Source organism: Pseudomonas sp. Leaf434 (assembly GCF_001425545.1).
GTDB lineage: Bacteria > Pseudomonadota > Gammaproteobacteria > Pseudomonadales > Pseudomonadaceae > Aquipseudomonas > Aquipseudomonas siliginis.
On the sequence record NZ_LMQZ01000001.1, the window covers coordinates 979,769 to 1,003,820 of the forward strand.

General features: G+C 62.3%; 25 protein-coding genes and 1 riboswitch. Of the genes, 20 read left to right on the plus strand and 5 right to left on the minus strand.

What is annotated here, in order from left to right:
- Positions 1-35: 35 nt before the first annotated feature.
- Both ASG55_RS04375 and ASG55_RS04380 read left to right on the plus strand, forming a co-directional pair.
- Complete coding sequence (locus tag ASG55_RS04375) at positions 36-1,082, plus strand: amidohydrolase family protein (protein WP_056783913.1); 1,047 nt, start codon at positions 36-38, stop codon at positions 1,080-1,082.
- Between the two features lie 138 nt (positions 1,083-1,220).
- Positions 1,221-2,846: a methyl-accepting chemotaxis protein gene (locus ASG55_RS04380; RefSeq protein ID WP_024012161.1), complete on the plus strand. Its 1,626-nt coding sequence runs from the start codon at positions 1,221-1,223 to the stop codon at positions 2,844-2,846.
- A 240-nt stretch (positions 2,847-3,086) separates the two neighbouring features.
- Here the strand turns inward: ASG55_RS04380 and ASG55_RS04385 are convergent, their stop codons facing one another.
- From ASG55_RS04385 to purM, 3 genes are read right to left on the minus strand one after another with little or no spacing between them, the layout of a single operon-like run.
- Positions 3,087-3,800 carry a DUF3108 domain-containing protein gene (locus ASG55_RS04385; protein ID WP_056783915.1) on the minus strand — a complete coding sequence of 238 codons (714 nt, stop codon included), beginning with the start codon at positions 3,798-3,800 and terminating at the stop codon, positions 3,087-3,089.
- A gap of 8 nt (positions 3,801-3,808) precedes the next feature.
- Complete coding sequence (gene purN / locus ASG55_RS04390) at positions 3,809-4,459, minus strand: phosphoribosylglycinamide formyltransferase (protein ID WP_056783917.1); 651 nt, start codon at positions 4,457-4,459, stop codon at positions 3,809-3,811.
- Positions 4,459-5,517, minus strand: a complete 1,059-nt coding sequence (gene purM / locus ASG55_RS04395; RefSeq protein ID WP_016773695.1) for a phosphoribosylformylglycinamidine cyclo-ligase — start codon at positions 5,515-5,517, stop codon at positions 4,459-4,461. The genes purN and purM overlap by 1 nt, the downstream gene beginning before the upstream one ends.
- Before the next feature lie 373 nt (positions 5,518-5,890).
- Here purM and ASG55_RS04400 point away from each other — a divergent pair, with 373 nt between their 5' ends.
- The 5 genes from ASG55_RS04400 (at position 5,891) to ASG55_RS04420 (ending at position 10,535) form a co-directional block, all read left to right on the plus strand.
- On the plus strand, positions 5,891-6,955 hold the full coding sequence (locus ASG55_RS04400; RefSeq protein ID WP_056783921.1) for a DUF2066 domain-containing protein: 1,065 nt from the start codon (positions 5,891-5,893) through the stop codon (positions 6,953-6,955).
- Between the two features lie 34 nt (positions 6,956-6,989).
- Positions 6,990-8,063, plus strand: coding sequence for an AI-2E family transporter (locus tag ASG55_RS04405; protein WP_041479548.1), 1,074 nt, complete (start codon positions 6,990-6,992; stop codon positions 8,061-8,063).
- A gap of 206 nt (positions 8,064-8,269) precedes the next feature.
- Positions 8,270-8,974 (plus strand): DnaA regulatory inactivator Hda, encoded by a 705-nt coding sequence (gene hda, locus ASG55_RS04410; RefSeq protein WP_007919828.1) that lies wholly within the window; start codon positions 8,270-8,272, stop codon positions 8,972-8,974.
- A 191-nt stretch (positions 8,975-9,165) separates the two neighbouring features.
- Positions 9,166-9,783 (plus strand): C40 family peptidase, encoded by a 618-nt coding sequence (locus tag ASG55_RS04415; RefSeq protein ID WP_016773699.1) that lies wholly within the window; start codon positions 9,166-9,168, stop codon positions 9,781-9,783.
- Positions 9,784-9,998: 215 nt separating this feature from the next.
- The gene (locus ASG55_RS04420) at positions 9,999-10,535 is read left to right on the plus strand and encodes a C40 family peptidase (protein WP_056783923.1); all 537 of its coding nucleotides are present in this window, start codon (positions 9,999-10,001) and stop codon (positions 10,533-10,535) included.
- A gap of 127 nt (positions 10,536-10,662) precedes the next feature.
- Here the strand turns inward: ASG55_RS04420 and ASG55_RS04425 are convergent, their stop codons facing one another.
- Positions 10,663-11,976 carry a PQQ-dependent sugar dehydrogenase gene (locus ASG55_RS04425; RefSeq protein ID WP_056783926.1) on the minus strand — a complete coding sequence of 438 codons (1,314 nt, stop codon included), beginning with the start codon at positions 11,974-11,976 and terminating at the stop codon, positions 10,663-10,665.
- Positions 11,977-12,042: 66 nt separating this feature from the next.
- Entirely contained in the window at positions 12,043-12,627 is a 585-nt protein-coding gene (locus tag ASG55_RS04430) for a hypothetical protein (protein WP_056783928.1), read from the minus strand.
- Between the two features lie 162 nt (positions 12,628-12,789).
- A riboswitch (cobalamin riboswitch) is annotated at positions 12,790-13,019 on the plus strand.
- An 82-nt stretch (positions 13,020-13,101) separates the two neighbouring features.
- On the opposite strand from ASG55_RS04430, the gene cobO reads away from it, so the two are divergent.
- The 13 genes from cobO to ASG55_RS27410 all read left to right on the plus strand — a co-directional run bounded on the left by cobO (position 13,102) and on the right by ASG55_RS27410 (position 24,027).
- Entirely contained in the window at positions 13,102-13,713 is a 612-nt protein-coding gene (gene cobO / locus ASG55_RS04435; protein WP_016773703.1) for a cob(I)yrinic acid a,c-diamide adenosyltransferase, read from the plus strand.
- The gene (locus ASG55_RS04440) at positions 13,710-15,092 is read left to right on the plus strand and encodes a cobyrinate a,c-diamide synthase (protein WP_056783931.1); all 1,383 of its coding nucleotides are present in this window, start codon (positions 13,710-13,712) and stop codon (positions 15,090-15,092) included. The genes cobO and ASG55_RS04440 overlap by 4 nt, the downstream gene beginning before the upstream one ends.
- Positions 15,089-15,739 carry a 5,6-dimethylbenzimidazole synthase gene (gene bluB / locus ASG55_RS04445; RefSeq protein ID WP_024012169.1) on the plus strand — a complete coding sequence of 217 codons (651 nt, stop codon included), beginning with the start codon at positions 15,089-15,091 and terminating at the stop codon, positions 15,737-15,739. Before ASG55_RS04440 ends, bluB begins: the two co-directional genes overlap by 4 nt.
- Complete coding sequence (gene cbiB, locus ASG55_RS04450) at positions 15,736-16,644, plus strand: adenosylcobinamide-phosphate synthase CbiB (protein ID WP_056783933.1); 909 nt, start codon at positions 15,736-15,738, stop codon at positions 16,642-16,644. The genes bluB and cbiB overlap by 4 nt, the downstream gene beginning before the upstream one ends.
- Positions 16,637-17,629, plus strand: a complete 993-nt coding sequence (gene cobD, locus ASG55_RS04455) for a threonine-phosphate decarboxylase CobD (protein ID WP_056783936.1) — start codon at positions 16,637-16,639, stop codon at positions 17,627-17,629. Before cbiB ends, cobD begins: the two co-directional genes overlap by 8 nt.
- On the plus strand, positions 17,626-19,077 hold the full coding sequence (locus ASG55_RS04460) for a cobyric acid synthase (protein WP_056783939.1): 1,452 nt from the start codon (positions 17,626-17,628) through the stop codon (positions 19,075-19,077). The genes cobD and ASG55_RS04460 overlap by 4 nt, the downstream gene beginning before the upstream one ends.
- Before the next feature lie 120 nt (positions 19,078-19,197).
- Positions 19,198-19,719 carry a bifunctional adenosylcobinamide kinase/adenosylcobinamide-phosphate guanylyltransferase gene (gene cobU / locus ASG55_RS04465; protein ID WP_056783941.1) on the plus strand — a complete coding sequence of 174 codons (522 nt, stop codon included), beginning with the start codon at positions 19,198-19,200 and terminating at the stop codon, positions 19,717-19,719.
- Positions 19,716-20,771: a nicotinate-nucleotide--dimethylbenzimidazole phosphoribosyltransferase gene (gene cobT / locus ASG55_RS04470; RefSeq protein WP_056783943.1), complete on the plus strand. Its 1,056-nt coding sequence runs from the start codon at positions 19,716-19,718 to the stop codon at positions 20,769-20,771. Before cobU ends, cobT begins: the two co-directional genes overlap by 4 nt.
- Positions 20,768-21,343 carry an alpha-ribazole phosphatase family protein gene (cobC, locus tag ASG55_RS04475; RefSeq protein WP_056783946.1) on the plus strand — a complete coding sequence of 192 codons (576 nt, stop codon included), beginning with the start codon at positions 20,768-20,770 and terminating at the stop codon, positions 21,341-21,343. The genes cobT and cobC overlap by 4 nt, the downstream gene beginning before the upstream one ends.
- 1 nt (position 21,344) lies before the next feature.
- Entirely contained in the window at positions 21,345-22,067 is a 723-nt protein-coding gene (locus ASG55_RS04480) for an adenosylcobinamide-GDP ribazoletransferase (RefSeq protein ID WP_056783949.1), read from the plus strand.
- A 175-nt stretch (positions 22,068-22,242) separates the two neighbouring features.
- Positions 22,243-22,647, plus strand: coding sequence for a MarR family winged helix-turn-helix transcriptional regulator (locus ASG55_RS04485; protein WP_016773714.1), 405 nt, complete (start codon positions 22,243-22,245; stop codon positions 22,645-22,647).
- A gap of 52 nt (positions 22,648-22,699) precedes the next feature.
- Positions 22,700-23,908, plus strand: coding sequence for an MFS transporter (locus ASG55_RS04490; protein WP_056783951.1), 1,209 nt, complete (start codon positions 22,700-22,702; stop codon positions 23,906-23,908).
- A complete protein-coding gene (locus ASG55_RS27410; protein WP_269084999.1) occupies positions 23,905-24,027 on the plus strand; it encodes a hypothetical protein in 123 nt (40 codons plus the stop codon). The genes ASG55_RS04490 and ASG55_RS27410 overlap by 4 nt, the downstream gene beginning before the upstream one ends.
- Positions 24,028-24,052 lie beyond the last annotated feature (25 nt).

Here is a 24,052-nt window from a genome sequence, read left to right on the forward strand (position 1 = left end):
GGATGAACCCTTGTCGTTCGGGCGCGGTCTAGGCTATGCCCATCTGCCGGAGATTACTTGTGTCCTTGTCTCGTCTGAGTCTTGCCTGTCTGCTGCTGTTCGCTGGCAGCGCCAGTGCCCGCGAATACACCTACAGCGATGCGCACCTGCATTACGTGGATTTTTTCCAGGAAAGCGCCGGCATGCAGAAATTGCTCACGGCCATGAAGGACAATTCCATCGAGCACGTGATGATTTCCGGCATTCCCGTGGCGAAGAAATGGCACGAAGACGAACCCAAGCGTCCGCGCTACTACGCCGGCGATGACGCCGATGCCTATTGGTACAGCGCCACTGACGTGATCGTTGCCGACGCGGTGGAAAAGCTCGCGCCGGAGCAGCGCCAGTACTTTCATCCGTTCCTGTCCGGCTTCAATCCCAATGACAAGAATTCCGCCGCGCACATCCAGCGCATGCTCGACCTGTATCCGGGGTTGTGGCAGGGCATCGGCGAGGTGTTCACCCGGCACGATGACCTGACGGCGCTGACCTCCGGCGACACGCCCCGAGCCAACAACGAGGCAATGACCAAGATCTATCACCTCGCTGCGGAAAACGATCTGCCGGTGATGCTGCACTCCAACATCACCTCCAAGCGTGAGAAAAATCCGCTGTACCTGAAGGAAGTCGAAGAGCCGCTGCGCAATCATCCGCACACGCGATTCATCTGGGCGCATGCCGGCACCAGCGCCGAGATCCATCGGCATCAGACCCAGTTGCCGTTTCTCCTGCCAACCCTGACGCGCATGCTTGAGGCTTATCCGAATCTGTTTATCGACCTGTCGTGGAGCATGCTCACGCCGTATCTGCTGGACGAGCAGGGCAAGCCGCGCGCCGAATGGCTGGCGCTGGTGGAAAAGTATCCCGAGCGCTTCATGCTCGGCTCTGACGTGGTAGGACGGTTCAATAAGCTCGGTCAGGAAATGCACAGCTACAAGCCGTTTCTCGATGCGCTGCCGGAAGGGGTAGCGCGCAAAGTCGCGCGGGATAACTTCCTGGCGATATTGCCGCGCAACACTGGTAGACCCGCCGGTCCGCGCTGAAACGTCAAAGCCATGAGTTCGGACTAGCCGCTCGTTTGCCTATCGCTTTTTCGTCTTACGCAATTTCACGGCAATGCCGATACCTTCTAAAGCAACCCGCTGCAGGCTGATGCAGCGCTTTTGGAAGGAGCCAGAGTGATGAATATCCGTAGTCTCAATATTGCCCCGCGCGCCGGTCTCGGTTTTGGCCTGCTGGCCCTGATGGTGTTTGCCCTCGGGGCGTTCGCCTTGCTGCAAATGTCGAACATGCGTGCGCAGTCCGATGAAGTCGATAACAACTGGCTGCCAAGCGTGATGGCGGTCGGTGAAATGAGTCAGGACATGCTGCGCCTGCGTGCGCTGACCATGCGCCTGTTGCTCAACCGTGACCCCAAGGCACTGGAGCAGAATGTCGCCAAGCTCGACGAGCTGCGCAGTGGCTTGAGCGAAGCGCAGCAGCGTTATGACGGTCTGATCGTGCTGCCTGAAGAGCGCGTATTGTTCGAACGCTTCAAGGGCACCGAGCACAAATACCTTGAGCTTCAGGCACAAGTCCTACAGCTGTCGGCGCAGAATCGGGTCGCTGAGGCTGCGACGATTCTCAATGATCAGATGAGCCCGCTGGCCGATGAAATCGCCGCCACTTTGCGTGAGCTGGTCGAGTTGAATAAACAGAATGCCGGTCTGGCCACTGAGGCCGCGCGGCTGGTGTTCAAGCAATCGCGGCTATGGGTCGCAGTAATGATCGCCATGGCTGCGCTGATTACCGTCGGCCTGGCGTTGCTGCTGACGCGCAGCATTGTCGTGCCATTGTCGCAATCGCTCAGCGTGGCCGAGGTGGTGGCCGGTGGGGATTTGACCGGTGACATTCACATCACTGGCAAAGACGAGCCGGCGCGTCTGCTGCAAGCGTTGAAAAGCATGCAGCACAATCTGCGCGACACGATCCGGCGCATCTCCGAGTCGTCAACGCAGTTGGCCTCGGCAGCCGAAGAACTCAGCAGTGTCACCGAAGACGCCACTCGCGGCCTGCATCAGCAGAGCCAGGAAATCGAACAGGCCGCCACTGCGGTCAACCAGATGACAGCAGCGGTGGAAGAGGTGGCGAACAACGCCGTGGCCACGTCCGAAGCCTCCCGCGAGTCCGACCGCATCGCCCGGCAAGGGCGCGAGCAAGTGCAGCAGACGGTGACGTCGATCGAGTTTCTCGCTGGCGATGTCACCAATAATGCCGCGCAGGTCGAGGCGCTGGCGCAAAAGGTTCATGGCATCAGCAAAGTGCTGGACGTGATTCGCTCGATCGCTGAACAAACCAATCTGCTCGCCCTCAACGCCGCGATCGAAGCCGCGCGCGCCGGTGATGCCGGGCGTGGCTTTGCAGTAGTGGCAGATGAAGTGCGGGCGCTGGCGCATCGCACCCAGCAGTCGACCCAGGAAATCGAGCAAATGATCGGCGGGATCCAGCAGGGCACCGATTCAGCGGTCAGTTCGATGCAGCAAAGCAACTCAAGGGCGCGCTCGACCCTCGAGCTGGCGAAGAGCGCAGGCTCGGCCCTGGAGGAAATTGCCTCGGCGTTTACCTTGATCAACGAGCGCAATCTGGTCATCGCCAGCGCCTCGGAAGAGCAGGCAGCGGTGGCGCGGGAGGTGGATCGCAACCTGATGAATATTCGTGATCTGGCGATGCAGACATCGGCTGGGGCCAATCAGACCAGTGCGGCGAGTCAGGAGTTGTCGAAGTTGGCGGTGGATCTGAACGGGATGGTGGCGCGGTTTTCGGTGTGAGTTTGACCTTCAAAAGCCCCTCACCCTAACCCTCTCCCGGAGGGAGAGGGGACTAATCGTGCGATGCTTTGGAATCCATATTCGACTCGGTTTCTCAGGTCGATGGTTAGCGGCAGACACCTCGGTCGGCTCCCTCTCCCTCGGGAGAGGGCTGGGGTGAGGGGTAGGGCCGCCGCGCAGTATCATCGAACAGATAAACAAAAGCCCCGCATTCGCGGGGCTCTCTGTTCTTGCGACGGATCAGCTGCCTTTGACAGTCTTACCGTTGACCGTACCGTCCTGGAGCATGATGTTGTACTCCTTGCCGTCAGTCTCGACCTGTTGCAGGCGCACCAGCAGGTAATCCCAATCCTTGGCGAACCACAGCACGGTGATGCGTTTGCTTTGTGTCGGATCGCGCACGCGCTCGACCTTGATCGCATCGATCTGGCCGGCCTTGGTGTCGACCTTTTCCGAACCCAGCACGCGGAAGTCGTAGGTATCGACTTCGCCATCATCAACCACCTGATAGCTCATGCTTTTCTTGCCGGCGGCAACGTCGTGCTGCAGCGCCAGTTGATAGGTCGACTTGTCGACCATGCCGCGGTTCAGCGGGATCTTCACCGCGTCGCCACGGTCGGTGCCGGTCACCAGTTTATTGGCCCAGTCGAAGTCCAGATCAGCTTTTTTCGCTTTGCCCAGACCACCACGTTCAAAGTGGTAGGACTGCGGCAGCAGCGTGTCCTTGTCCAGCTTCAGGGTGCTTTCTTCAGTCAGGCTGGCGATCATCATCGAGGCCTTGAAGCTGAGTTTCCACACGCCGTCGGCTTCCTTGGTCAGGCTGCGTTCGGCGGTGCCGCTCATGGGCAGCTGCTTCCAGTCGGCGGTGTAGCTGGCGGAGAACGGTTGAAGGTCCGCTGCCTGCGCGAAGGGCAGGGCGAGCAGAGCGCAAGCGAAGAGCAGGGCGCGACGCATAATATCTCCTAGTGTCGAATCAAGTGGCCGCTGGCGGCGAGTGGCTGACCGTCGAGTAAAGCACCCTGGTCACCGAGTGTCAGCCTGCCTTCGGCAAACCAGCGTACTGCCATCGGATAGATCAGGTGTTCCTGGGCGTGGACTCGTTGCGCCAGACTTTGCGGCGTGTCGTGCAACTCTACCGGTAATACTGCTTGTACGACCAGTGGTCCGCCATCGAGTTCCTCGGTGACGAAGTGCACGGAGCAGCCATGTTCCGTATCGCCGGCCTCCAGCGCGCGCTGATGAGTGTGTAACCCTTTGTATTTGGGCAGCAGCGACGGGTGGATGTTGAGCAGGCGACCCTGGTAATGACGCACGAAATCAGCGCTGAGAATGCGCATGAAGCCGGCCAGCACCACGAGTTCGGGGTTGAATTGGTCGATCAGTTCGATCAGCGCGGCATCGAAGGCCTCGCGGCCTTCGAATGCCTTGTGATCCAGCGAGCGGGTGGCGATACCCGCGTCGCGGGCGCGTTGCAGGCCGTAGGCGTCGGCGCGGTTGGAAATCACCGCAGCGATGCGGGCCGGGCTGTCGCCGGTCCGCGTGCTGTCGATCAGAGCCTGCAAGTTACTGCCGGTGCCGGACAACAGCACCACGACATCACAGGGCTTTGGCATCAGTGAGCCTTGAGGTTCTTCAGTTCGACCTGCGCAGCGCCTTCGGCGGCCACGGCGATCTGACCGATGACCCAAGGCTGCTCGCCGGCGTCACGCAGGGTGTTCAGGGCCACTTCGACGTGCTCCTGAGCCACGCAGATGACCATGCCGACGCCGCAGTTGAGCACGCGGTGCATCTCGGTTTCATCAACGTTGCCTTTCTCCTGCAGCCAGTCGAATACGGCCGGGCGAGTCCAGCTGGCCACGTCAACCACTGCTTGCGCGCCTTTTGGCAGTACGCGCGGAATGTTGTCGAGCAGGCCGCCACCGGTGATGTGGGCCATGGCCTTCACAGCGCCAGTGTCCTTGATCAGCTTGAGCAGTGGCTTGACGTAGATGCGGGTCGGGGCCATCAGCAGGTCGGTCAGCGGTTTGCCGTCGAGCTGGGTGTTTTCGATGTCGGCGCCGGAGACTTCGATGATCTTGCGGATCAGCGAGTAGCCGTTGGAGTGCGGGCCGGACGATGGCAGGGCGATCAGGGCGTCACCGGTGGCGACTTTCGAGCCGTCGATGATTTCCGCTTTTTCCACGACGCCGACGCAGAAGCCGGCCAGGTCGTAGTCCTCGCCTTCGTACATGCCTGGCATTTCAGCGGTTTCGCCGCCGACCAGCGAGCAACCCGACAGTTCGCAGCCAGCGCCGATGCCGGTGACAACCTGGGCAGCGGTGTCGACATTCAGTTTGCCGGTGGCGTAGTAGTCGAGGAAGAACAGCGGCTCGGCGCCGCACACCACCAGATCGTTGACGCACATGGCGACCAGGTCGATGCCGATGCTGTCGTGCTTGTTCAGGTTCAGCGCCAGACGCAGCTTGGTGCCGACGCCGTCGGTGCCGGAGACCAGCACTGGCTGCTTGTAGCCGGCCGGGATTTCGCAGAGGGCGCCGAAACCGCCCAGGCCGCCCATGACTTCCGGGCGCGCAGTGCGCTTGGCGACGCTCTTGATGCGTTCGACCAATGCTTCACCGGCGTCGATGTCTACACCGGCGTCCTTGTAGCTCAGGGAGGGTTGCTTGCTCATGATCCAGGCCTTTAGGGGAGGGGATTCAGGGGGTAACGACCGAGTTCAGCGGGAACATCGAACTCGATGGGCGATCGCCTCACGCGAGTTTCGAGGGGCCCGGCTGTTGCCGGTCTGCGAAGGCGCGCGATTTTATCAGGCTTGAGGGGCAGCGGCCATCCTCGCACCGACGGGCAGGGCCATATCGGCGGAAATTTTTTGCAATCGCAGGGTATGACTGCCTGTATAAGGTGTGGCGATTAACCGTCTATCGTTAGGACTGTGCAAAAACTTACCGCCACCGTGTGAATGTTTTGCAAGAGGTGGGGGTCACAGCCTTGCTCAACCGGTTCACGCGGCGTGTTCCAGCCGCTCCTGTCGACGGGAATTTTCCATGCGTTTTTGTAAATTGTTATTTGTAGGCTGCCTGACGCTGGTCAGCCTGGCGAGCCATGCCGAAAACCTCAAAGGTCTGTATCAGGTGCGTCAGCCGGTCAACGGCCAGGCGCCGGAAGAGCGCGATCGCGCCACGCAGGCAGCGCTCGATACCCTGGTGCTGCGCCTGACCGGCGACCCGAAAGCCGCGCAGAACCCGGGGCTGGCGTCGATCCGCAAGGACCCGCAGCAGATCATCAGCCAGTTCGGTTTCGATGCCGGGCCACCGGAAGTGCTGAAAGTCGATTTCGATCCGGCAACCACCGAGCAGGCCTTGCGCCGGGCCGGGTTGCCGGTGTGGGGCACCAGTCGGCCGTCGATCCTCGGCTGGTGGCTGAACGATTCAACTGAAGGTGCGAGCCTGGTCGGTGACGGTCAAACCGCAGCCTCAGCATTGCGCACGGCCGCACAACATCGCGGTTTGCCACTGCGCTTGCCGCTGGCTGATCTCAGCGAGCAATTGGTTGCCACCGCACCCGCGCTGGAAAGCGCTGACCCCGCGCCCTTGCGCAGTGCTTCGGAGCGCTACAACGCCGACGCCTTGCTGGCGGTGCATGCGCGCGAAGAGGGCGGGCAGTGGCAGGCAAAATGGCGCTTGTGGCTCGGTGATCAGAAAGAGGCCGGCAGCGTGCAGGGCGCCGATCAGGCAGCTGTCGCCGATGCGGTGATGCTGGCGGTGGCCGATCGTCTGGCGCCGCGATTCGTCGCCAAACCCGGCGCATCGGGTCAGCAGACGCTGGAAGTGCAGGGCATGAATCTGGAGCATTATGCGGCGCTGCTGCGGTTACTCGAACCGTTCGGCGTGCGTCTGCAAAGCGTGCAGGGCGATCGGATCGTCTATCGGGTCAATGGCAGCGCCGATCAGTTGCGCGCGCAATTGTCGCTGGCGAAGTTGCAGGAGCTGCCGGCCGAAGCGCCGGTTCCGGTGGCGCCTGCCCAGCCAGCGGCGGATGGTACGCCTGCGGTTGCAGCGCCAGCGCCAGCCCCGGCAGCGGCGGCACCGTCGTTGCGGTTTCGCTGGTAAGTCTTTCCTTATATAGAAGCATCAGGAGTGGTAAATGGCCGATACGCGGCGTTGGTTCTGGCTCGGTGGGGTAGTCCTGCTTTGCGCGTTTGTATGGTTGCTGCATCCGATCCTCACGCCGTTTCTGGTCGCGTTGTTGCTGGCTTATCTGTTCGATCCGCTGGTGGATCGTCTGGAGCGGCTCGGGCTGTCGCGAACTTGGGGCGTGATTGCCGTGTTTGCCTTGTTCACCTTGATCGTCACGGCGTTGATGCTGGTGCTGGTACCAATGCTCGCCAAGCAGTTGCTGCGTCTGTACGAGCTGGCGCCGCAGATGCTCGACTGGTTGCAGCACACCGCTGTGCCGTGGGCGCAAGCGAAACTGGGGCTGTCGGACGGCTTCTGGAAGTTCGATAAAGTCAAAGCCGCGATCAGCGAGCACATGGGCCAGACCACCGACATCGTCGGTGTGGTGTTGAGTCAGGCGACGGCGTCGAGCCTGGCGCTGATCGGCTGGTTGGCGAATCTGGTGCTGATCCCGGTGGTGAGCTTCTATCTGTTGCGCGACTGGGACGTGATGATGGGCAAGATCCGCAGCCTGTTGCCCCGTGATCGCGAAGAGCGCGTGGTTTCGCTGGCGGGTGAGTGCCACGAAGTGCTCGGCGCGTTCGTGCGCGGGCAGTTGCTGGTGATGGTTGCGCTGGGCGTAATCTACGCGGCTGGCCTGATGATCGTCGGTCTGGAACTGGGGCTGTTGATCGGCCTGATTGCCGGGCTCGCGGCGATCGTGCCGTACATGGGTTTTGTCATCGGCATCGGCGCGGCATTGATCGCCGGGTTGTTCCAGTTCGGTGGCGATCTGTACCCGATGGTCGGGATCGTCGCAGTGTTCATGGTCGGTCAGGCACTGGAAGGCATGGTGCTGACGCCGCTGCTGGTCGGGGATCGGATCGGCTTGCACCCGGTGGCGGTGATCTTCGCGATCCTCGCGGGTGGCGAGCTGTTCGGTTTTACCGGCGTGCTGCTGGCGTTGCCAGTGGCGGCGGTGATCATGGTGCTGGTGCGTCATGTCCACGACTTGTATAAGGACTCCGGGATCTACAGCGGCGTTGACGAACCTGAGCTGTGATGGCGCGGGCGGCCCGGCGCTTGGCCGGGCTGCCGCGTTTCGTTCGAGCGAGGGCGCCAGAGAATCTGTCATCAAACCGCTGCGTCAACGCAAACCTTTGATTTTGCTTGGGGTCTGTCGCATTGTGCGCTCAGCCTCACGGGTATAAACTTCGCCAACTTTACACAGAGGCCACTAACGGTTCCTTTGAGAACTGTTCAGTCAGCATGAAACCGATTCAGCTGCCCCTAGGTGTGCGTCTGCGTGACGACGCCACCTTCATCAACTACTACCCAGGCGCCAATGCCGCTGCACTCGGCTATGTCGAGCGTCTCTGCGAAGCCGACGCCGGGTGGACGGAGAGCCTGATCTACCTGTGGGGCAAACACGGCGTCGGGCGCACGCATCTGTTGCAGGCCGCGTGCCTGCGCTTCGAGCAGATGGGCGAACCGGCGGTGTATCTGCCGCTGGCCGAGTTGATGGACCGCGGCGTGGAAATCCTCGACAACCTTGAGCAGTACGAACTGGTCTGTCTGGATGACTTGCAGGTGATTGCCGGCAAGGCCGACTGGGAAGAGGCGATGTTTCATCTGTTCAATCGTCTGCGTGACAGCGGCCGGCGCCTGCTGATCGCCGCGTCCACTTCGCCGCGCGAATTGCCAGTGAAGCTGGCCGACCTGAAATCGCGCCTGACCCTGGCGCTGATCTTCCAGATGCGCCCACTCTCCGATGAAGACAAATTGCGTGCGCTGCAATTGCGCGCATCCCGTCGCGGTCTGCACCTGACCGATGAAGTCGGGCACTTCATTCTCACTCGCGGCACACGCAGCATGAGCGCGCTGTTCGATCTTCTCGAGCAGCTTGATCAGGCGTCCCTGCAAGCGCAACGCAAGCTGACCATTCCCTTCCTCAAGGAAACTCTTGGCTGGTAGTAGTGGGCTTTTGCCAGCTTTCAGGCGCCAGAAAACCCGCGTCCCTGCGCCGATTCACCGGCCAGACGAGTTACGCGCTTAGATGTAAACGCGAAACCGGGAAGTCACATAAAGTTCGATTGAATTTGCAAATGAGGACGATAGCGGGCATAGTCTCGGCTTCTTTACAACTATCAGCCACGGTCGTGCCCATGCTAAAGCGCTTCGCACCCCTCGTGCCTCTCGCACTCGTTACCCTGTTATTCGGTTGTGCTGCTCATTCTCCGGTTCAAGAGCCGCCGCAACAGGTCAAGAATTCTGCTACCGCCCAGTCTTCCGTTATTTATCAGGAAGAGCTGGACACCGAAAAAGAACTCAACCAGTTCAACGGCAGCAAGCCTTATCAGCTTCCTGTACTGGCTGACAGCATCCTCGAACGCGGTATGTCCCTGATTGGGACCCGTTACCGTTTCGGCGGTACTTCTGAAGCCGGTTTCGATTGCAGCGGTTTCATCGGGTACCTGTTCCGCGAAGAGGCGGGCATGAACCTGCCGCGCTCCACTCGCGAAATGATCAACGTTGATGCGCCGCTGGTTTCGCGCAGCAACCTTGAGCCGGGTGATCTGCTGTTCTTCGCCACCAATGGTCGTCGCGGTCGTGTCAGTCACGCCGGGATCTACCTGGGTGACAATCAGTTCATTCACTCCAGCAGTCGTCGCAGCGGCGGTGTTCGCATCGACAGCCTGGGTGACAGCTACTGGAGCAAGACTTTCATCGAAGCCAAGCGTGCACTCGCCATGGCGCCGACCGTGGTCACCGCTCGCAAGTAACCTGCATGTCGCTGCGTTCGCGGCGACAAAACGGCACGACAACGGAGTAGACCTAAACTTTACAAGGTGAAGTTAAAGTCTTACTTGAAGTTTGCCGCGTAGCCGCTAGAATCCTGAATCTATATTGATGGCAAACCGCCTGCGTGATGACGCAGGCGGTTTTGTTTCTGTCCATTCGGCAGAGAAAGCCGCAGCCAGATCAGGATGTTCTGCTTATGACGATGTCGGCCCGCCTCACCTTGATCCTTTGCGCCGCGCTGCTCAGCGCCTGCGCCAGCCGCACACCGCCGCCAGCCCTCGTGGTTCGCGCGCCGATCGTGTTCGCTACCTCCCAGGCTTTTTCCCCCGTTGCTGAAGACGTGCTGTTCCGTGCCCTCGGCCTGGTCGGTACGCCGTATCGCTGGGGCGGCAACACGCCAGATTCGGGCTTTGATTGCAGTGGTCTGATCGGGTTTGTCTACCGCGACGCGGCGGGAATTTCACTGCCACGCTCGACCCGCGAAATGATCGTCATGCAGGCGCCGAATGTCGGCAAGGAAGGCTTGCAGACCGGCGACCTGATTTTCTTCGCCACCAATGGCGGCTCGCAGGTCAGTCACGCGGGGATTTACGTCGGCGAGGGGCGCTTCGTGCATGCACCGGCCACTGGCGGCACGGTCAAGCTCGATAGCCTGTCGAAGGCCTATTGGCAGAAGGCGTATCTGAGCGCCAAGCGGGTGTTGCAGCCGGGGCAGCTGGCACATAACCCCTAGCGCGTATGCATAACTAATTGTGGGAGCGAGCCTGCTCGCGAAGGCGGAGTGTCAGTCGACAATGATTTGACTGATAAACCGCTTTCGCGAGCAGGCTCGCTCCCACTTTTTTTGCGTTGCGCTTAGCTTATTTGCTTGCCGACACGCGCCACACTTTGTTCCCGACATCATCCGCCACCAGCAAGCCACCTTGCTGATCGATGACCACGCCCACAGGGCGGCCCAGCGCATTCTCGTCCTTGTCGAGGAAACCGGTCAGCACATCCACCGGCTGCCCGGTCGGTTTGCCGCCAGTGAACGGTACGAAAATCACCTTGTAGCCACTGTGCGGTTTGCGGTTCCACGAGCCGTGTTGGCCAATGAATGCGCCTTCCTTGAATTGCGCCGGCAAGCGGTTGCCCTCGGCGAAGGTCAGGCCCAGCGAAGCGGTGTGCGGACCGACCGCGTAATCCGGAGCGATGGCCTTGGCCACCAGATCAGGATTCTGCGGTTTGACCCGCACATCGACGTGCTGGCCGTAGTAGCTGAACGGCCAGCCATAGAAGCCGCCGTCCTTGACCGAGGTGATGTAGTCCGGCACCAGATCGCTGCCGATTTCGTCACGCTCGTTGACTGCTGTCCACAATGCGCCGCTGGTAGGTTCCCAGGCGAGGCCGTTGGGGTTGCGGATACCCGAGGCGAAGATCCGGTGATTGCCGGTCGCACGATCCACTTCCCAGATCGCCGCGCGGCCTTCTTCCTGATCCAGGCCGTTTTCGCCGACGTTACTATTCGAGCCGACGGTGACGTAGAGCTTGTTGCCGTCCTTGCTGGCGATGACGTTTTTGGTCCAGTGGTGATTCAGCGTGCCGCCGGGCAAGTCGACGACTTTGATCGGTTGGGTCTTGATCTCGGTGGCGCCCGGCTCGTAGTTGAAGCGCAGCAGGCGGTCGGTGTCGGCAACGTACAAATCGTTGCCGACCAGCGTCATGCCAAACGGCGAATTGAGGTTCTGCAGGAACACCGTGCGGGTTTCTGCGACGCCGTCGTGGTCGGCATCACGCAGCAGGGTGATGCGGTTCGGGCTGGGCACGCCGGCGCCGGCCTTGCCCATGACTTTCTTCATCACCCAGCCACGAATGCCTTTGCTGTCATCGGGCTTGGGCGGCGCATTGGTCTCCGCCACCAGCACATCGCCGTTGGGCAGCACGTAGAGCCAGCGCGGGTGATCAAGGCCTTCGGCAAACGCGGCGACCTGGGTGCCGGCCGCTGCGGTCGGTTTCGCGCCGTCCGGCCAGCCCACCGCCGGGGCGATGTTGACTGTCGGGATCAGCGTCTTGTTCGGTTCGGGCAGTTTCGGTGACGGGCCGGTGCCGTCGGAGACTTGCAGGCTGGAGGTTTCACCGCAGGCGGCGAGCCCGCCAGCGACGGCGATGATAAGAGCGAGTTGGGCCTTGCGCATTGCTGATCTTCCCTATGAATGCATTCCTAAACATAGAGGAGGGCGCAGGCCCGATGGTTCAACTGCTCAACCGCGGGCTTCCTTGAACAGCATGGCGATGCCCGGATGATAGTTGCCCGCGTCGCTGTGCAATTTGCGATAGGCGTAGGGGAAATACCAGGCCACGGCGCAGGTGTGTTCCTTTTGCAGGTCGTCGACCATGTCCTGCAATTCTTCGGGGCTGGCGCTGTGCTGAGGTTTTTGCGGAGCAACAAAGAGGCAGCCGAGCTTGAGATCGCTGGCGTAACTGATGCGCTTGGCATCAGCGGTGACGTCGAGCAGTGCCTGGGTCAGGTTGAGGTTGTTGACCCGTGGCCAGCGTTGCGTGGCCTGAATGAACGCGCGGTCTTCGGCGCCGGCAATCAGCAGGTCGGCGCGAGCATTGCGTTCGCCTTCTTCGTTCTGTTTGCGCGTGGCCGTGTCGTTCAGCGTGACCATTTCAGCCATCCACGCCGCTGCCGCGAGCAGGCCGAGATTGGCTTTCTCGTCGTGCCAGTACGGCGTGTCGTTGTCGCCGCGTACAGTGTTGTAGCGATCGATACAGTCAAACCAGCGTTCCAGCACCGGGCGCAGAAATTCCAGGCGCGGGTTGCTGATGATCATGCCTTGCATCGTCGTCATCCTTATTGTTGTAGTGGGCTTTTTGGGAAAAGCATGGCTCTTTGATATCACTTGTCGCAGTCTGGCACAAGATTGCCGCTGCACAATGGATCAGCGGCAGTTATTCGCGCGCAAAGCGCCTCTTCAATTGACGCTCCACCCCCAACCCTCTAACCTTCGCCGCTTGTTTCAGGTGCTCTGTGGCCCCGCGTCGACAGAGTGAAACAGGGAAGCCGGTGAGGGTGGTCTTCAAGCGAAGCCACGACGATCCCGGCGCTGCCCCCGCAACGGTAAATGAGTGAAAACTGCGCCTTGAGCCACTGCCTCGAAAGAAGCGGGAAGGCGCGCAGTCCGGCGAAACGCCGCTCATGAGCCCGGAGACCGGCCTGATCCATCTCAGCGGCATCACGGTGGGCGATGCCAGGCTTTTTGCCGTCTATTCTTTTGCCTGCCCGCCGTTATCCAGCCTCAACGGAGAGCTCCCCCATGACTGATTCCCCCGAGCGTGACGAACGCCATCTGGCGCGCATGCAGCGCAAGAAGGCCGTGATCGACGAACGCATTGCCAACTCGCCCGACGAATGTGGCCTGGTGCTGGTGCTGACCGGCAACGGCAAAGGCAAGAGCAGCTCGGCGTTCGGCATGCTCGCCCGCGCGATGGGCCACGGCATGCAGTGCGGCGTTGTGCAGTTCATCAAGGGCCGCAACAGCACTGGCGAAGAATTGTTTTTCCGCCGCTTCCCCGAGCAAGTGCGTTTCCACGTCATGGGCGAAGGCTTCACCTGGGAAACCCAGGATCGTCAGCGCGACATCGCCGCTGCGACCGCCGCTTGGGAAGTCTCGCGTGAATTGTTGCGCGACCCTTCGATCGGTCTGGTGGTGCTCGATGAATTGAACATCGCCCTCAAGCACGGCTACCTCGATCTCGATCAGGTGCTCAGCGATTTGCAGGCGCGTCCGCCGATGCAGCACGTGGTCGTCACCGGTCGCGGCGCCAAGCCGGAAATGATCGAGATGGGCGACACGGTCACCGAAATGGGCATGCTCAAGCACGCCTTCCAGGCCGGGATCAAAGCGCAGAAAGGCGTCGAACTTTGAAGCAACCACGTCACTGCCCGGCGGTGTTGATCGCCGCGCCGGCCTCCGGTCAGGGCAAGACCACCGTCACCGCCGCACTCGCCCGTTTGCATCGCAACCAAGGGCGCAAGGTCCGCGTGTTCAAATGCGGCCCGGACTTTCTCGACCCGATGATCCTCGAGCGCGCCAGCGGTGCGCCGGTGTATCAACTGGACATGTGGATGGTCGGCGAGCAAGAAAGTCGCCGGCTGTTGTGGGAAGCCGCCGCCGAGGCTGACCTGATTCTGATCGAGGGCGTGATGGGCCTGTTCGACGGCACGCCATCCAGCGCTGATCTGGCGCGCCACTTCGGTGTGCCGGTGCTCGGCGTGATCGACGGCACCGCCATGGCGCAGACCTTTGGCGCCTTGGCGCTGGGCCTGGCCAAGTATCAGCCGGACTTGCCGTTCGCTGGCGTGCTGGCCAACCGCGTCGGCACCTTGCGCCATGCGCAATTACTCGAAGGCAGCCTCACCGAAGGTCTGCGCTGGTACGGTGCGCTGTCCCGCGAAACCGGTATCGAATTGCCGAGCCGCCACCTCGGCCTGGTTCAGGCCAGCGAATTGAATGATCTGGATCTGCGCCTCGACGCGGCCGCCGATGCGCTGGCCAGCAGTTGCGAGGTCGCGCTGCCACCGGCCGTTGAATTCGCCGCGCCTGACGTCATCGCCGCCGAGCCTCTATTAAAAGGTGTGCGCATCGCCGTTGCCCGCGATGAAGCCTTTGCCTTCACCTATGGCGCCAGTCTCGATCTGCTGCGGGCGATGGGCGCCGAATTGCGCTTCTTCTCGCCGATCCGCGACACGCAATTGCCCGAGGCGGACAGCCTGTATCTGCCGGGCGGCTATCCAGAGTTGCATCACGTCGCGCTGGCGCAAAACGCCTCAATGCTGGCGGCGATCCGCGCGCACCATGCGGCGGGCAAGCCGTTGCTCGCCGAGTGTGGCGGCATGCTTTATCTGCTTGATTCGCTGACCGACGTGGAAGGCACCCGTGCTGAGCTGGTCGGTTTGCTCAAGGGCGAGGCGGTGATGCAGAAGCGTCTGGCGGCGCTGGCGTTGCAGGCGGTTGAGCTGCCGGAAGGTTCCTTGCGTGGGCATACCTATCATCATTCCCTGACCACCACAGAGCTGACGCCGATTGCCCGGGGGGTGAGTCCTAATGGCGGGCGTGGGGCCGAGGCGGTTTATCGCGAGGGGCGGATGACGGCTTCTTATGTGCATTTTTATTTCCCGTCGAATCCGACTGCGATTGCCGCATTGTTTGCGCCAGATCGTGAGGCCGCCTTCGCGAGCAGGCTCGCTCCCACAATGGATGACCTGAACCCTGTGGGAGCGAGCCTGCTCGCGAAAGGGCCATGACCGACAACACCTTCTCCGAAGCCGAACGCGCGGCGGTCTACAAGGCCATCGCCGAGCGCCGCGACATGCGCCACTTCACCGGCGGCAGCGTCGAGCCGCAACTGCTGCGTCGTCTGCTCGAAGCCGCTCATCAAGCGCCGAGCGTCGGTCTGATGCAGCCCTGGCGCTTCATCCGCATCAGCGATCGTGCTCTGCGCGGGCAGATCCGCGATCTGGTGGAAGAAGAGCGCATCCGCACTGCCGAAGCCCTTGGCGAGCGCAGCGATGAGTTCATGCAGCTCAAGGTCGAAGGCATCAACGATTGCGCCGAAGTGCTGGTCGCAGCGCTGATGGACGATCGCGAAAAACACATTTTCGGTCGGCGCACGTTGCCGGAAATGGACATGGCCTCGTTGTCCTGCGCGATCCAGAATTTGTGGCTGGCCTCCCGTGCCGAGGGCCTGGGCATGGGCTGGGTCTCGCTGTTCGAACCGCAGGCACTGGCGGATTTGCTCAAGTTGCCGGCCGGTGCCAAGCCGCTGGCGGTGTTGTGTCTCGGCCCGGTCAAGGAATTCTATCCGGCGCCGATGCTGGTACTTGAAGGCTGGGCGCAGGCGCGGCCGCTCAACGAGTTGCTGTACGAAAATTATTGGGGAGTGAGTCAATGAGTGTGGCGTTGCTGAGTGTCGCCGCAGTAGCGCTGGATGCGCTGCTTGGTGAACCGAAACGCTGGCATCCGCTGGTGGCGTTCGGCAATTTTGCCGGGCGCATCGAGCAACGCTTCAACGCCGGCGGCCGTGGCTGGCGCAGCCATGGTGTGACCGCGTGGGTGCTCGCGGTGCTGCCGCTGACTCTGCTCGCCACCGCATTTTCCTGGGCGCCCTATGTGGGCTGGATTGTCGAGATTCTCGCGCTGTATTGCGCCCTCGGCATGCGCAGCCTCGGCGAACATGTCGCGCCGGTCGCGGCTGCGTTGCGCGCCGATGATCTGGACGAGGCGCGCAAGCGTGTCGGTTATCTGGTCAGCCGCCAGACCGATGAACTCGACAGCACTGCCGTGGCCCGTGCCGCCACTGAATCGGTGCTGGAGAACGGCAGCGATGCGGTGTTCGCTGCGCTGTTCTGGTTTGCCGTCGCCGGCGCGCCGGGCGTGGTCCTGTATCGCTTGAGCAATACCCTTGATGCGATGTGGGGTTATCGCAACGAACGCTTTGAACGTTTCGGCTGGGCGGCGGCGAAAATCGACGACGTGTTGAACTACATTCCTGCGCGTCTGGTGGCGTTGACCTACGCGCTACTGGGCAAGACCCGCCTCGCGCTGAAGTGCTGGCGCACCCAAGCGCCGCAGTGGGACAGCCCTAACGCCGGCCCGGTGATGGCGGCCGGTGCCGGTGCGCTCGGCGTCGAGTTGGGTGGACCGGCGATCTATCACGGCGAACTGCATGAGCGCCCACAACTGGGCGAAGGTGCGCCGGCGGATGCCGATTCCATTGACCGTGGCTGGCAATTGGTCCAGCGCGGCGTATGGTTATGGCTGCTGATGCTTTGCCTGGGGGCGGAATTTTATGCTTGAGCACGGTGGCCGGTTGCGCAAGGCTGCACTCGATTACGGGATTGCCGAAGCCGACTGGCTCGACCTGTCGAGCGGCCTCGCGCCGTGGCCGTTCCCGATCCCGGAGATCCCGCTGCGCGCCTGGGCGCGCTTGCCGGAAACCGACGACGGTCTGGAACAGGCCGCCTGCGATTACTACGGCGCCGCGCAGGTGTTGCCGGTGGCCGGCTCGCAAATGGCCATCCAGTTGCTGCCGCGTCTGCGCCGGGCCGGCAAGGTCGGCGTGTTGTCGCCGTGCTATGCCGAGCACGCCGAAGCCTGGCGGCGCAGCGGTTACATCGTCCGTGAAGTGCTCGAGCAGGAAGTCGAGTTCTTTCTCGACAGCCTCGATGTATTGGTGGTGGTCAATCCGAACAATCCGACCGGCCTCAGCCTGACCCCGGCACGCCTGCTCGACTGGCATGCGCGGCTGGCGCAACGCGGCGGCTGGCTGGTGGTCGACGAAGCATTCATGGACAACACACCGCAACTGAGCCTGGCGCCCTATGCGCATCAGGTCGGGCTGGTGGTGTTGCGTTCGTTCGGCAAGTTTTTCGGCCTGGCCGGGGTGCGCCTCGGTTTCGTTCTGGCCGAACGCAAGTTGCTCAAACTGCTCGCCGAACAGGTCGGGCCGTGGGCGGTGAGCGGGCCGACGCGGGTACTCGGTACGGCGTGCCTGCAAGACACCGAGGGTCACACCCGTCAGCGGATTCGCAGCGATGAAGCGAGCGAACGGCTGGTGGCGCTGCTGACCCGTTGCGGTTTTGCACCGCAGGGTGGCTGCGCGCTGTTTCAGTGGCTGATCACCGAGCACGCCGAAGCGCTGCACGAATTCCTCGCCCGGCGCGGCATCCTCCTGCGCCTGTTCAGCCACAACAGCAGCGTGCGTTTCGGCCTGCCAGCCGATGCCGCGCAAGAGCTGCGTCTCGAACAGGCTTTGCAAGCATTCGCCAAGGACCACCCATGACCACTCTGATGGTGCAAGGCACCACGTCCGATGCTGGCAAAAGCACATTGGTGACCGCGTTGTGCCGCTGGGCCACTCGCCAGGGCGTGGCGGTGGTGCCGTTCAAGCCGCAGAACATGGCGCTCAACAGCGCAGTCACCGCTGACGGCGGCGAGATCGGCCGCGCGCAGGCAGTGCAGGCGCAAGCGGCCGGTCTCGAACCGCACACAGACATGAACCCGGTGCTGCTCAAGCCCAACAGCGACACCGGCGCGCAAGTGATCATTCATGGCCGCGCGGTGACGACGATGAACGCCGTCGCCTATCACGATTACAAGGCCATCGCGATGCAAGCGGTGCTCGCTTCCCATGCGCGGCTCAGCGCGGCGTATCCGTTGGTGATGGTCGAAGGCGCCGGTTCGCCGGCGGAGATCAATCTGCGCGCCGGCGACATTGCCAACATGGGCTTTGCCGAGGCGGTGGATTGCCCGGTTTTGCTGATCGCCGACATCAATCGCGGCGGCGTGTTTGCGCATTTGGTCGGCACGCTGGAATTGCTTTCACCGAGCGAGCAGGCGCGGGTCAAAGGCTTCATCATCAACCGCTTTCGCGGCGATATCGCCTTGTTGCAACCGGGCCTCGACTGGCTGGAGCAGCGCACTGGCAAACCGGTGGTCGGCGTGTTGCCCTACGTGATGGACCTGCACCTTGAGGCCGAGGACGGCATCGACCAACGCCAGACCGACAAGGCCGAGCAGGTATTGAAAGTGGTGGTGCCGGTGCTGCCGCGCATCAGCAATCACACCGACTTCGACCCGCTGCGTCTGCATCCGCAGGTGGATCTGCAATTTGTCGGCCCGGGCCAGGCAATTCCCGCCGCCGATCTGATCATCCTGCCGGGCTCGAAGAGCGTGCGCAGTGATCTGGCTTATCTGCGCGCCAATGGTTGGGACGCTGCGATCAATCGGCATCTGCGCTACGGCGGCAAGGTGCTGGGGATTTGCGGCGGTCTGCAGATGCTCGGTGAGCAAGTACACGATCCGCTTGGGCTGGAAGGCGCTGCCGGCTCCAGCGCCGGTCTGGGGCTGCTGGCGTTCGAAACGCAACTCGAAGCCGAGAAGCAATTGCGCAACGTGCGCGGGCGGCTGGCGTTGGAAAGCGCCGCAGTCAGCGGTTACGAAATACATGCTGGCGTAACCAGCGGGCCGGCGCTGGAGAATCCGGCGGTACATTTGGACGACGGTCGTTGCGATGGTGCGCAAAGTGCCGATGGTCAGGTGTTCGGCACCTATCTGCATGGCTTGTTCGAATCCCCCGAGGCGAGCGCGGCGTTGCTGCGCTGGGCCGGGCTGAGTGATGTACAAGAGGTCGATTACCACGGCTTGCGCGAACGCGATATCGAACGGCTGGCGGATCTGGTGGAGAAGCATCTGGATACCGGGCTGTTGCGGCAGCTCTGCGGGATTTGAGTTGTCTGGACTGGCCTCTTCGCGAGCAGGCTCGCTCCCACAGGGAGACGCGATCAACGGTGGGAGCGAGCCTGCTCGCGAAGGGGCCGGTTGTCTCACCACACATTTTTGGATGAACCCATGCTCCAACTGATCCTCGGCGGCGCCCGCTCCGGCAAGAGTCGTCTGGCGGAAAAACTCGCCAGCGACAGCCATCTGGCGGTCACCTACATCGCCACCAGCCAACCGCTCGACGGCGAAATGAACCAGCGCGTCGCCCATCACCGCGCGCGCCGCCCGGTCGAATGGGCGTTGATCGAAGAGCCACTGGAACTGGCCCGCGTGCTGCGCGAATCCGCTGGCGCCGAGCGCTGCCTGCTGGTCGATTGCCTGACCCTGTGGCTGACCAATCTGCTCATGCTCGACGACGCCAAACGTCTCGCCGCCGAGCGTGAAGCGCTGCTCGACTGCCTGGCGTCGTTGCCGGGTGAAATCATTTTTGTCAGCAACGAGACCGGAATGGGTGTCGTGCCGCTGGGCGAATTGACTCGCCGCTATGTCGATGAAGCCGGTTGGCTGCATCAAGCTCTGGCCGAGCGTTGTCAGCGAGTTGTCCTGACCGTCGCCGGCCTGCCCCTGACTTTGAAAGGACCTGCGTTATGAGCCCGATCTGGTGGCTGAACCCGTGCAAAACCGTGAACTCGGACATCATCGCGCAAGCGACCGAGCGCCAGCAGCAACTGACCAAACCGGCCGGTTCGTTGGGGCGCCTTGAATCGGTGGCCGTGCAACTGGCCGGTCTGCAAGGTCAGCTCAAGCCAACGCTCGATCAAGTCTGGATCGCGATTTTCGCTGGCGACCATGGCGTGGTAGCCGAAGGTGTATCGGCTTATCCGCAGGAAGTCACCGGGCAGATGCTGCTCAACTTTGTCAGCGGCGGCGCGGCGATCAGCGTGCTGGCACGTCAGCTCGGCGCGCAACTGGAAGTGGTCGATCTGGGCACAGTGAATCCGACGCTGAATCTGCCCGGCGTGCGCCATCTGAACATTGGCGCGGGAACGGCGAACTTCGCTCAGAGCGCAGCGATGACTCAGGCGCAGGGCGAATTGGCCTTGCAGGCCGGTCGCGACAGTGTCGTGCGCGCGAAAGCCGCCGGCACCCAGTTGTTCATCGGCGGCGAGATGGGCATCGGCAATACCACGGCGGCCAGTGCGCTGGCCTGTGCCTTGCTCGATTGCCCGGTAGCGCACCTGACCGGCCCCGGTACCGGGCTGAATGCCGCTGGCGTCAGCCACAAGGCGCAAGTCATCGAACGCGCGCTGGCGCTGCATGCCGCACAGCGTGGCGATGCCTTGCAGACGTTGTTCAATCTTGGCGGTTTCGAGATTGCCGCGTTGGTCGGCGCCTATCTGGCCTGCGCGCAGGAAGGCATCGCGGTGCTGGTTGACGGCTTTATCTGCACGGTCGCCGCGCTGGTCGCGGTGCGCTTGAATCCGGCCTGTCGCGAGTGGCTGTTGTTCGGCCATCGCGGTGCCGAGCCGGGCCATCGTCATGTGCTGGAAACCTTGAGCGCCGAACCGTTGCTGGAACTCGACCTGCGCTTGGGCGAGGGCAGTGGCGCAGCGTTGGCGGTGCCGTTGTTGCGCCTGGCCTGTGACCTGCACGGGCAAATGGCGACGTTCGCCGAAGCGGCTGTCGCGGATCGCCCGGCATGAGTCTGCGTCTGGATCTGCTGCGCCACGGCGAAACGGAACTCGGCGGCGGCTTGCGCGGCAGCCTCGACGATGCGCTGACCGCAAACGGCTGGACACAGATGCGTGCAGCGGTGGTCGAAGGCGGGCCGTGGGATCGAATTGTCAGTTCGCCATTGCAGCGCTGCGCGCGCTTCGCCGCCGAACTCGGTGAGCAATTGAACCTGTCCGTGCATCTGGACAAGGATCTGCAGGAACTGCATTTCGGCGCATGGGAAGGGCAGAGCGCGGCGGCGTTGATGGAAACGGACGCCGAAGCGCTGGGGCTGTTCTGGGCTGATCCCTATGGCTTCACGCCACCGCAGGGGGAGCCGGTCAGCGCGTTTTCCGCGCGGGTGTTGGCGGCGGTCGCGCGGTTGCAGGCGGCTTACGCCGGCGAACGGATTCTGCTGGTCAGCCACGGCGGCGTGATGCGCTTGTTGCTCGCGCAGGCACGTGGTCTGCCGCGCGAACAGTTGCTCAATGTCGAAGTCGGCCACGGCGCGCTGTTTGCGCTGACGGTCGAGGCTGATGGCGCGCTCAAGGAAGGTCACTGAGATGTTGCCGCTGTGGATCGCCTTGCAGTTTCTCAGCAGCCTGCCGATTCGCCTGCCGGGCATGCCTGAGCCGCAACAGCTTGGCCGTTCGCTGCTGTTTTATCCGCTGGTGGGATTGCTGTTCGGGCTGATCCTCTATGCGTTGAATCTGTTGTTGGCCAGCGCGCCGATGTTGCTGCATACGGCGCTGTTGCTGACCGTGTGGGTATTGCTCAGCGGCGCGCTGCATCTCGATGGCTTGGCGGACAGCGCCGATGCCTGGCTCGGGGGTTTTGGTGATCGTGAACGTACGCTGACGATCATGAAAGATCCCCGCAGCGGGCCGATCGCGGTGGTCACGCTGGTGCTGGTGTTGTTGCTGAAATTCGCCGCGCTGCTGGCGCTGATCGAGCAAGGGCATACCCTGGCGCTGATCATCGTCCCGGTGCTCGGGCGGGCGGCGCTGTTGGGGTTGTTTCTGACTACGCCGTATGTGCGTGCGGGTGGCTTGGGTCAGGCGCTGGCCGATCATCTGCCGCGCAAAGCGGGGTGGTGGGTGCTGGGGTTGAGTGCGCTGGGCTGCGTGTTGATCGCGGGTATCGGCGCGGTGCTGATTTCGCTGGTTGGGTTTGTCTGGCTGCGGCGATTGATGATGCGGCGGTTGGGTGGGACTACCGGGGATACGGCAGGGGCGTTGCTGGAATTGCTGGAGATGGGGGTGTTGGTGGGGCTCGCTTTGGTCTGAAGGATTTGCGGAGATGATGCCGGCCCCTTCGCGAGCAGGCTCGCTCCCACCTTCGAAATGCAATCCCCTGTGGGAGCGAGCCTGCTCGCGAAGGCGGCCTCACCGGCAACAATGATGTTCAGAGTAAACTGATCTGTAACTTGATTTAACACACTCGCGGGTATATACACGCATCATGCTTCCTTCTCAGTGTTTATGCACCAACCTGCGTCGCGCCGCGCGTGGCGTCAGCAGGCATTACGACGGCGCTCTCGACGGCTTCGGGATCAACGTTGCCCAGTATTCTCTGCTGTGCAATCTGCAGCGGCTGGAGCAACCGAGCATTTCCGAACTGGCTGAGGCCATGGGCCTGGATCGCAGCACCCTCGGGCGCAATCTACGTGTGCTGGAGGGCGAAGGTCTGGTGGCGCTGGCCGAAGGCGAGGACATGCGCAACCGCATCGTGCGCCTCACTGAAACCGGCGTGCAGCGGCTGGCAGCGGCATTGCCGGCGTGGGAGGCGGCGCAACAGCGGCTGATCGACCGGCTCGGTGCCGAGAAGCGCGAAACCTTGCTCAAATTGCTCGACGAACTGGCCTGACGCCGGTTTCTTCGCGCTCAAGCGGGTATATACCCGCGACTGGAGAATAACAATGACATCGATGTGGCGTACGTGCGGTTGGGTGTTGCTGGGGAGTGCGCTGATCCTGGCGTTGTCATTGGGCGTGCGTCACGGGTTCGGCTTGTTCCTGTCGCCAATGAGCGCGCAGTTCGGCTGGGGTCGCGAAGTGTTTGCCTTCGCCATCGCCCTGCAAAACCTGATCTGGGGCCTGGCGCAGCCGTTCACCGGCGCGCTGGCCGACCGCTTCGGTGCGGCGAAAGTGGTGCTGGTCGGTGGGATCCTCTACGCGGCGGGCCTGGTGTGCATGGGCCTGTCTGATTCGGCAGTGACTCTGTCACTCAGTGCCGGTCTGCTGATCGGTATCGGTCTTTCGGGCACTTCGTTTTCGGTCATTCTTGGTGTTGTGGGTCGCGCTGTGCCGCCAGAGAAACGCAGCATGGGCATGGGTATCGCCAGTGCTGCCGGTTCGTTCGGCCAGTTCGCGATGTTGCCGGGCACGCTCGGGTTGATCGGCTGGCTCGGCTGGTCGGCCGCGCTGTTGGTGCTGGGCCTGTTGGTGGCGATGATTGTGCCGCTGGTGAGCATGCTCAAGGACAAACCGCTTCCGGTGCTTGGCCATGAACAGACTCTTTCCGAAGCGCTGCGTGAGGCCTGCTCGCACTCCGGATTCTGGCTGCTGGCGTTCGGCTTTTTTGTCTGCGGTTTTCAGGTGGTGTTCATCGGTGTGCACTTGCCAGCGTATCTGGTGGATCAGCATCTGCCCGCCAGTGTCGGCACCACGGTGCTGGCATTGATCGGGCTGTTCAATATCTTCGGCACTTACACCGCTGGTTGGCTCGGTGGCCGCATGTCCAAACCGCGTCTGCTGACGGCGTTGTATCTACTGCGCGCGGTGGTGATCGTGCTGTTCCTGTGGTTGCCGGTGACGACCACCACAGCGTATCTGTTCGGCATGGCCATGGGCTTCCTGTGGCTGTCGACGGTGCCGTTGACCAACGGTACGGTGGCAACCTTGTTCGGCGTGCGCAATTTGTCCATGCTCGGTGGCATCGTCTTTCTGTTCCATCAGCTCGGTTCGTTCCTTGGTGGCTGGCTGGGCGGGGTGGTGTACGACCGAACCGGGAGTTATGACTTGATCTGGCAAGTGGCGGTTCTCTTGAGCCTGCTCGCGGCGGCGTTGAACTGGCCGGTGCGCGAGCGTCCGGTGGCGCGCCTGCAAGCTGCGGCGAGCGCAGCATGAGCCGGATCTGCACGCGATTCGCGCTGACCGCACTGGCTGCAGCGCTGTTGGCGCTGGTGTGGTGGGGCTGGCAACGCGGCGGTCTGGCGCTGATGCAGTTGGGCATGAGCATTTGCTAGATCGCAGCGTGGCGAGTAACGTCGA

What these genes read in the sequence shown, in the direction of transcription:
- purN (WP_056783917.1), bottom strand. Translation starts at nt 4,459, where the DNA reads ATGCCAAAGCCCTGTGATGTCGTGGTGCTGTTGTCCGGCACCGGCAGT.
- ASG55_RS04480 (WP_056783949.1), top strand. Translation starts at nt 21,345, where the DNA reads ATGTTGCCGCTGTGGATCGCCTTGCAGTTTCTCAGCAGCCTGCCGATT.
- ASG55_RS04420 (WP_056783923.1), top strand. Translation starts at nt 9,999, where the DNA reads ATGACGATGTCGGCCCGCCTCACCTTGATCCTTTGCGCCGCGCTGCTC.
- ASG55_RS04400 (WP_056783921.1), top strand. Translation starts at nt 5,891, where the DNA reads ATGCGTTTTTGTAAATTGTTATTTGTAGGCTGCCTGACGCTGGTCAGC.
- cobO (WP_016773703.1), top strand. Translation starts at nt 13,102, where the DNA reads ATGACTGATTCCCCCGAGCGTGACGAACGCCATCTGGCGCGCATGCAG.
- purM (WP_016773695.1), bottom strand. Translation starts at nt 5,517, where the DNA reads ATGAGCAAGCAACCCTCCCTGAGCTACAAGGACGCCGGTGTAGACATC.
- hda (WP_007919828.1), top strand. Translation starts at nt 8,270, where the DNA reads ATGAAACCGATTCAGCTGCCCCTAGGTGTGCGTCTGCGTGACGACGCC.
- ASG55_RS04380 (WP_024012161.1), top strand. Translation starts at nt 1,221, where the DNA reads ATGAATATCCGTAGTCTCAATATTGCCCCGCGCGCCGGTCTCGGTTTT.
- bluB (WP_024012169.1), top strand. Translation starts at nt 15,089, where the DNA reads ATGACCGACAACACCTTCTCCGAAGCCGAACGCGCGGCGGTCTACAAG.
- ASG55_RS04375 (WP_056783913.1), top strand. Translation starts at nt 36, where the DNA reads ATGCCCATCTGCCGGAGATTACTTGTGTCCTTGTCTCGTCTGAGTCTT.
- ASG55_RS04460 (WP_056783939.1), top strand. Translation starts at nt 17,626, where the DNA reads ATGACCACTCTGATGGTGCAAGGCACCACGTCCGATGCTGGCAAAAGC.
- cobD (WP_056783936.1), top strand. Translation starts at nt 16,637, where the DNA reads ATGCTTGAGCACGGTGGCCGGTTGCGCAAGGCTGCACTCGATTACGGG.
- cbiB (WP_056783933.1), top strand. Translation starts at nt 15,736, where the DNA reads ATGAGTGTGGCGTTGCTGAGTGTCGCCGCAGTAGCGCTGGATGCGCTG.
- ASG55_RS04490 (WP_056783951.1), top strand. Translation starts at nt 22,700, where the DNA reads ATGACATCGATGTGGCGTACGTGCGGTTGGGTGTTGCTGGGGAGTGCG.
- ASG55_RS04485 (WP_016773714.1), top strand. Translation starts at nt 22,243, where the DNA reads ATGCTTCCTTCTCAGTGTTTATGCACCAACCTGCGTCGCGCCGCGCGT.
- ASG55_RS04425 (WP_056783926.1), bottom strand. Translation starts at nt 11,976, where the DNA reads ATGCGCAAGGCCCAACTCGCTCTTATCATCGCCGTCGCTGGCGGGCTC.
- cobC (WP_056783946.1), top strand. Translation starts at nt 20,768, where the DNA reads ATGAGTCTGCGTCTGGATCTGCTGCGCCACGGCGAAACGGAACTCGGC.
- ASG55_RS04415 (WP_016773699.1), top strand. Translation starts at nt 9,166, where the DNA reads ATGCTAAAGCGCTTCGCACCCCTCGTGCCTCTCGCACTCGTTACCCTG.
- ASG55_RS04385 (WP_056783915.1), bottom strand. Translation starts at nt 3,800, where the DNA reads ATGCGTCGCGCCCTGCTCTTCGCTTGCGCTCTGCTCGCCCTGCCCTTC.
- cobU (WP_056783941.1), top strand. Translation starts at nt 19,198, where the DNA reads ATGCTCCAACTGATCCTCGGCGGCGCCCGCTCCGGCAAGAGTCGTCTG.
- ASG55_RS27410 (WP_269084999.1), top strand. Translation starts at nt 23,905, where the DNA reads ATGAGCCGGATCTGCACGCGATTCGCGCTGACCGCACTGGCTGCAGCG.
- cobT (WP_056783943.1), top strand. Translation starts at nt 19,716, where the DNA reads ATGAGCCCGATCTGGTGGCTGAACCCGTGCAAAACCGTGAACTCGGAC.
- ASG55_RS04405 (WP_041479548.1), top strand. Translation starts at nt 6,990, where the DNA reads ATGGCCGATACGCGGCGTTGGTTCTGGCTCGGTGGGGTAGTCCTGCTT.
- ASG55_RS04430 (WP_056783928.1), bottom strand. Translation starts at nt 12,627, where the DNA reads ATGCAAGGCATGATCATCAGCAACCCGCGCCTGGAATTTCTGCGCCCG.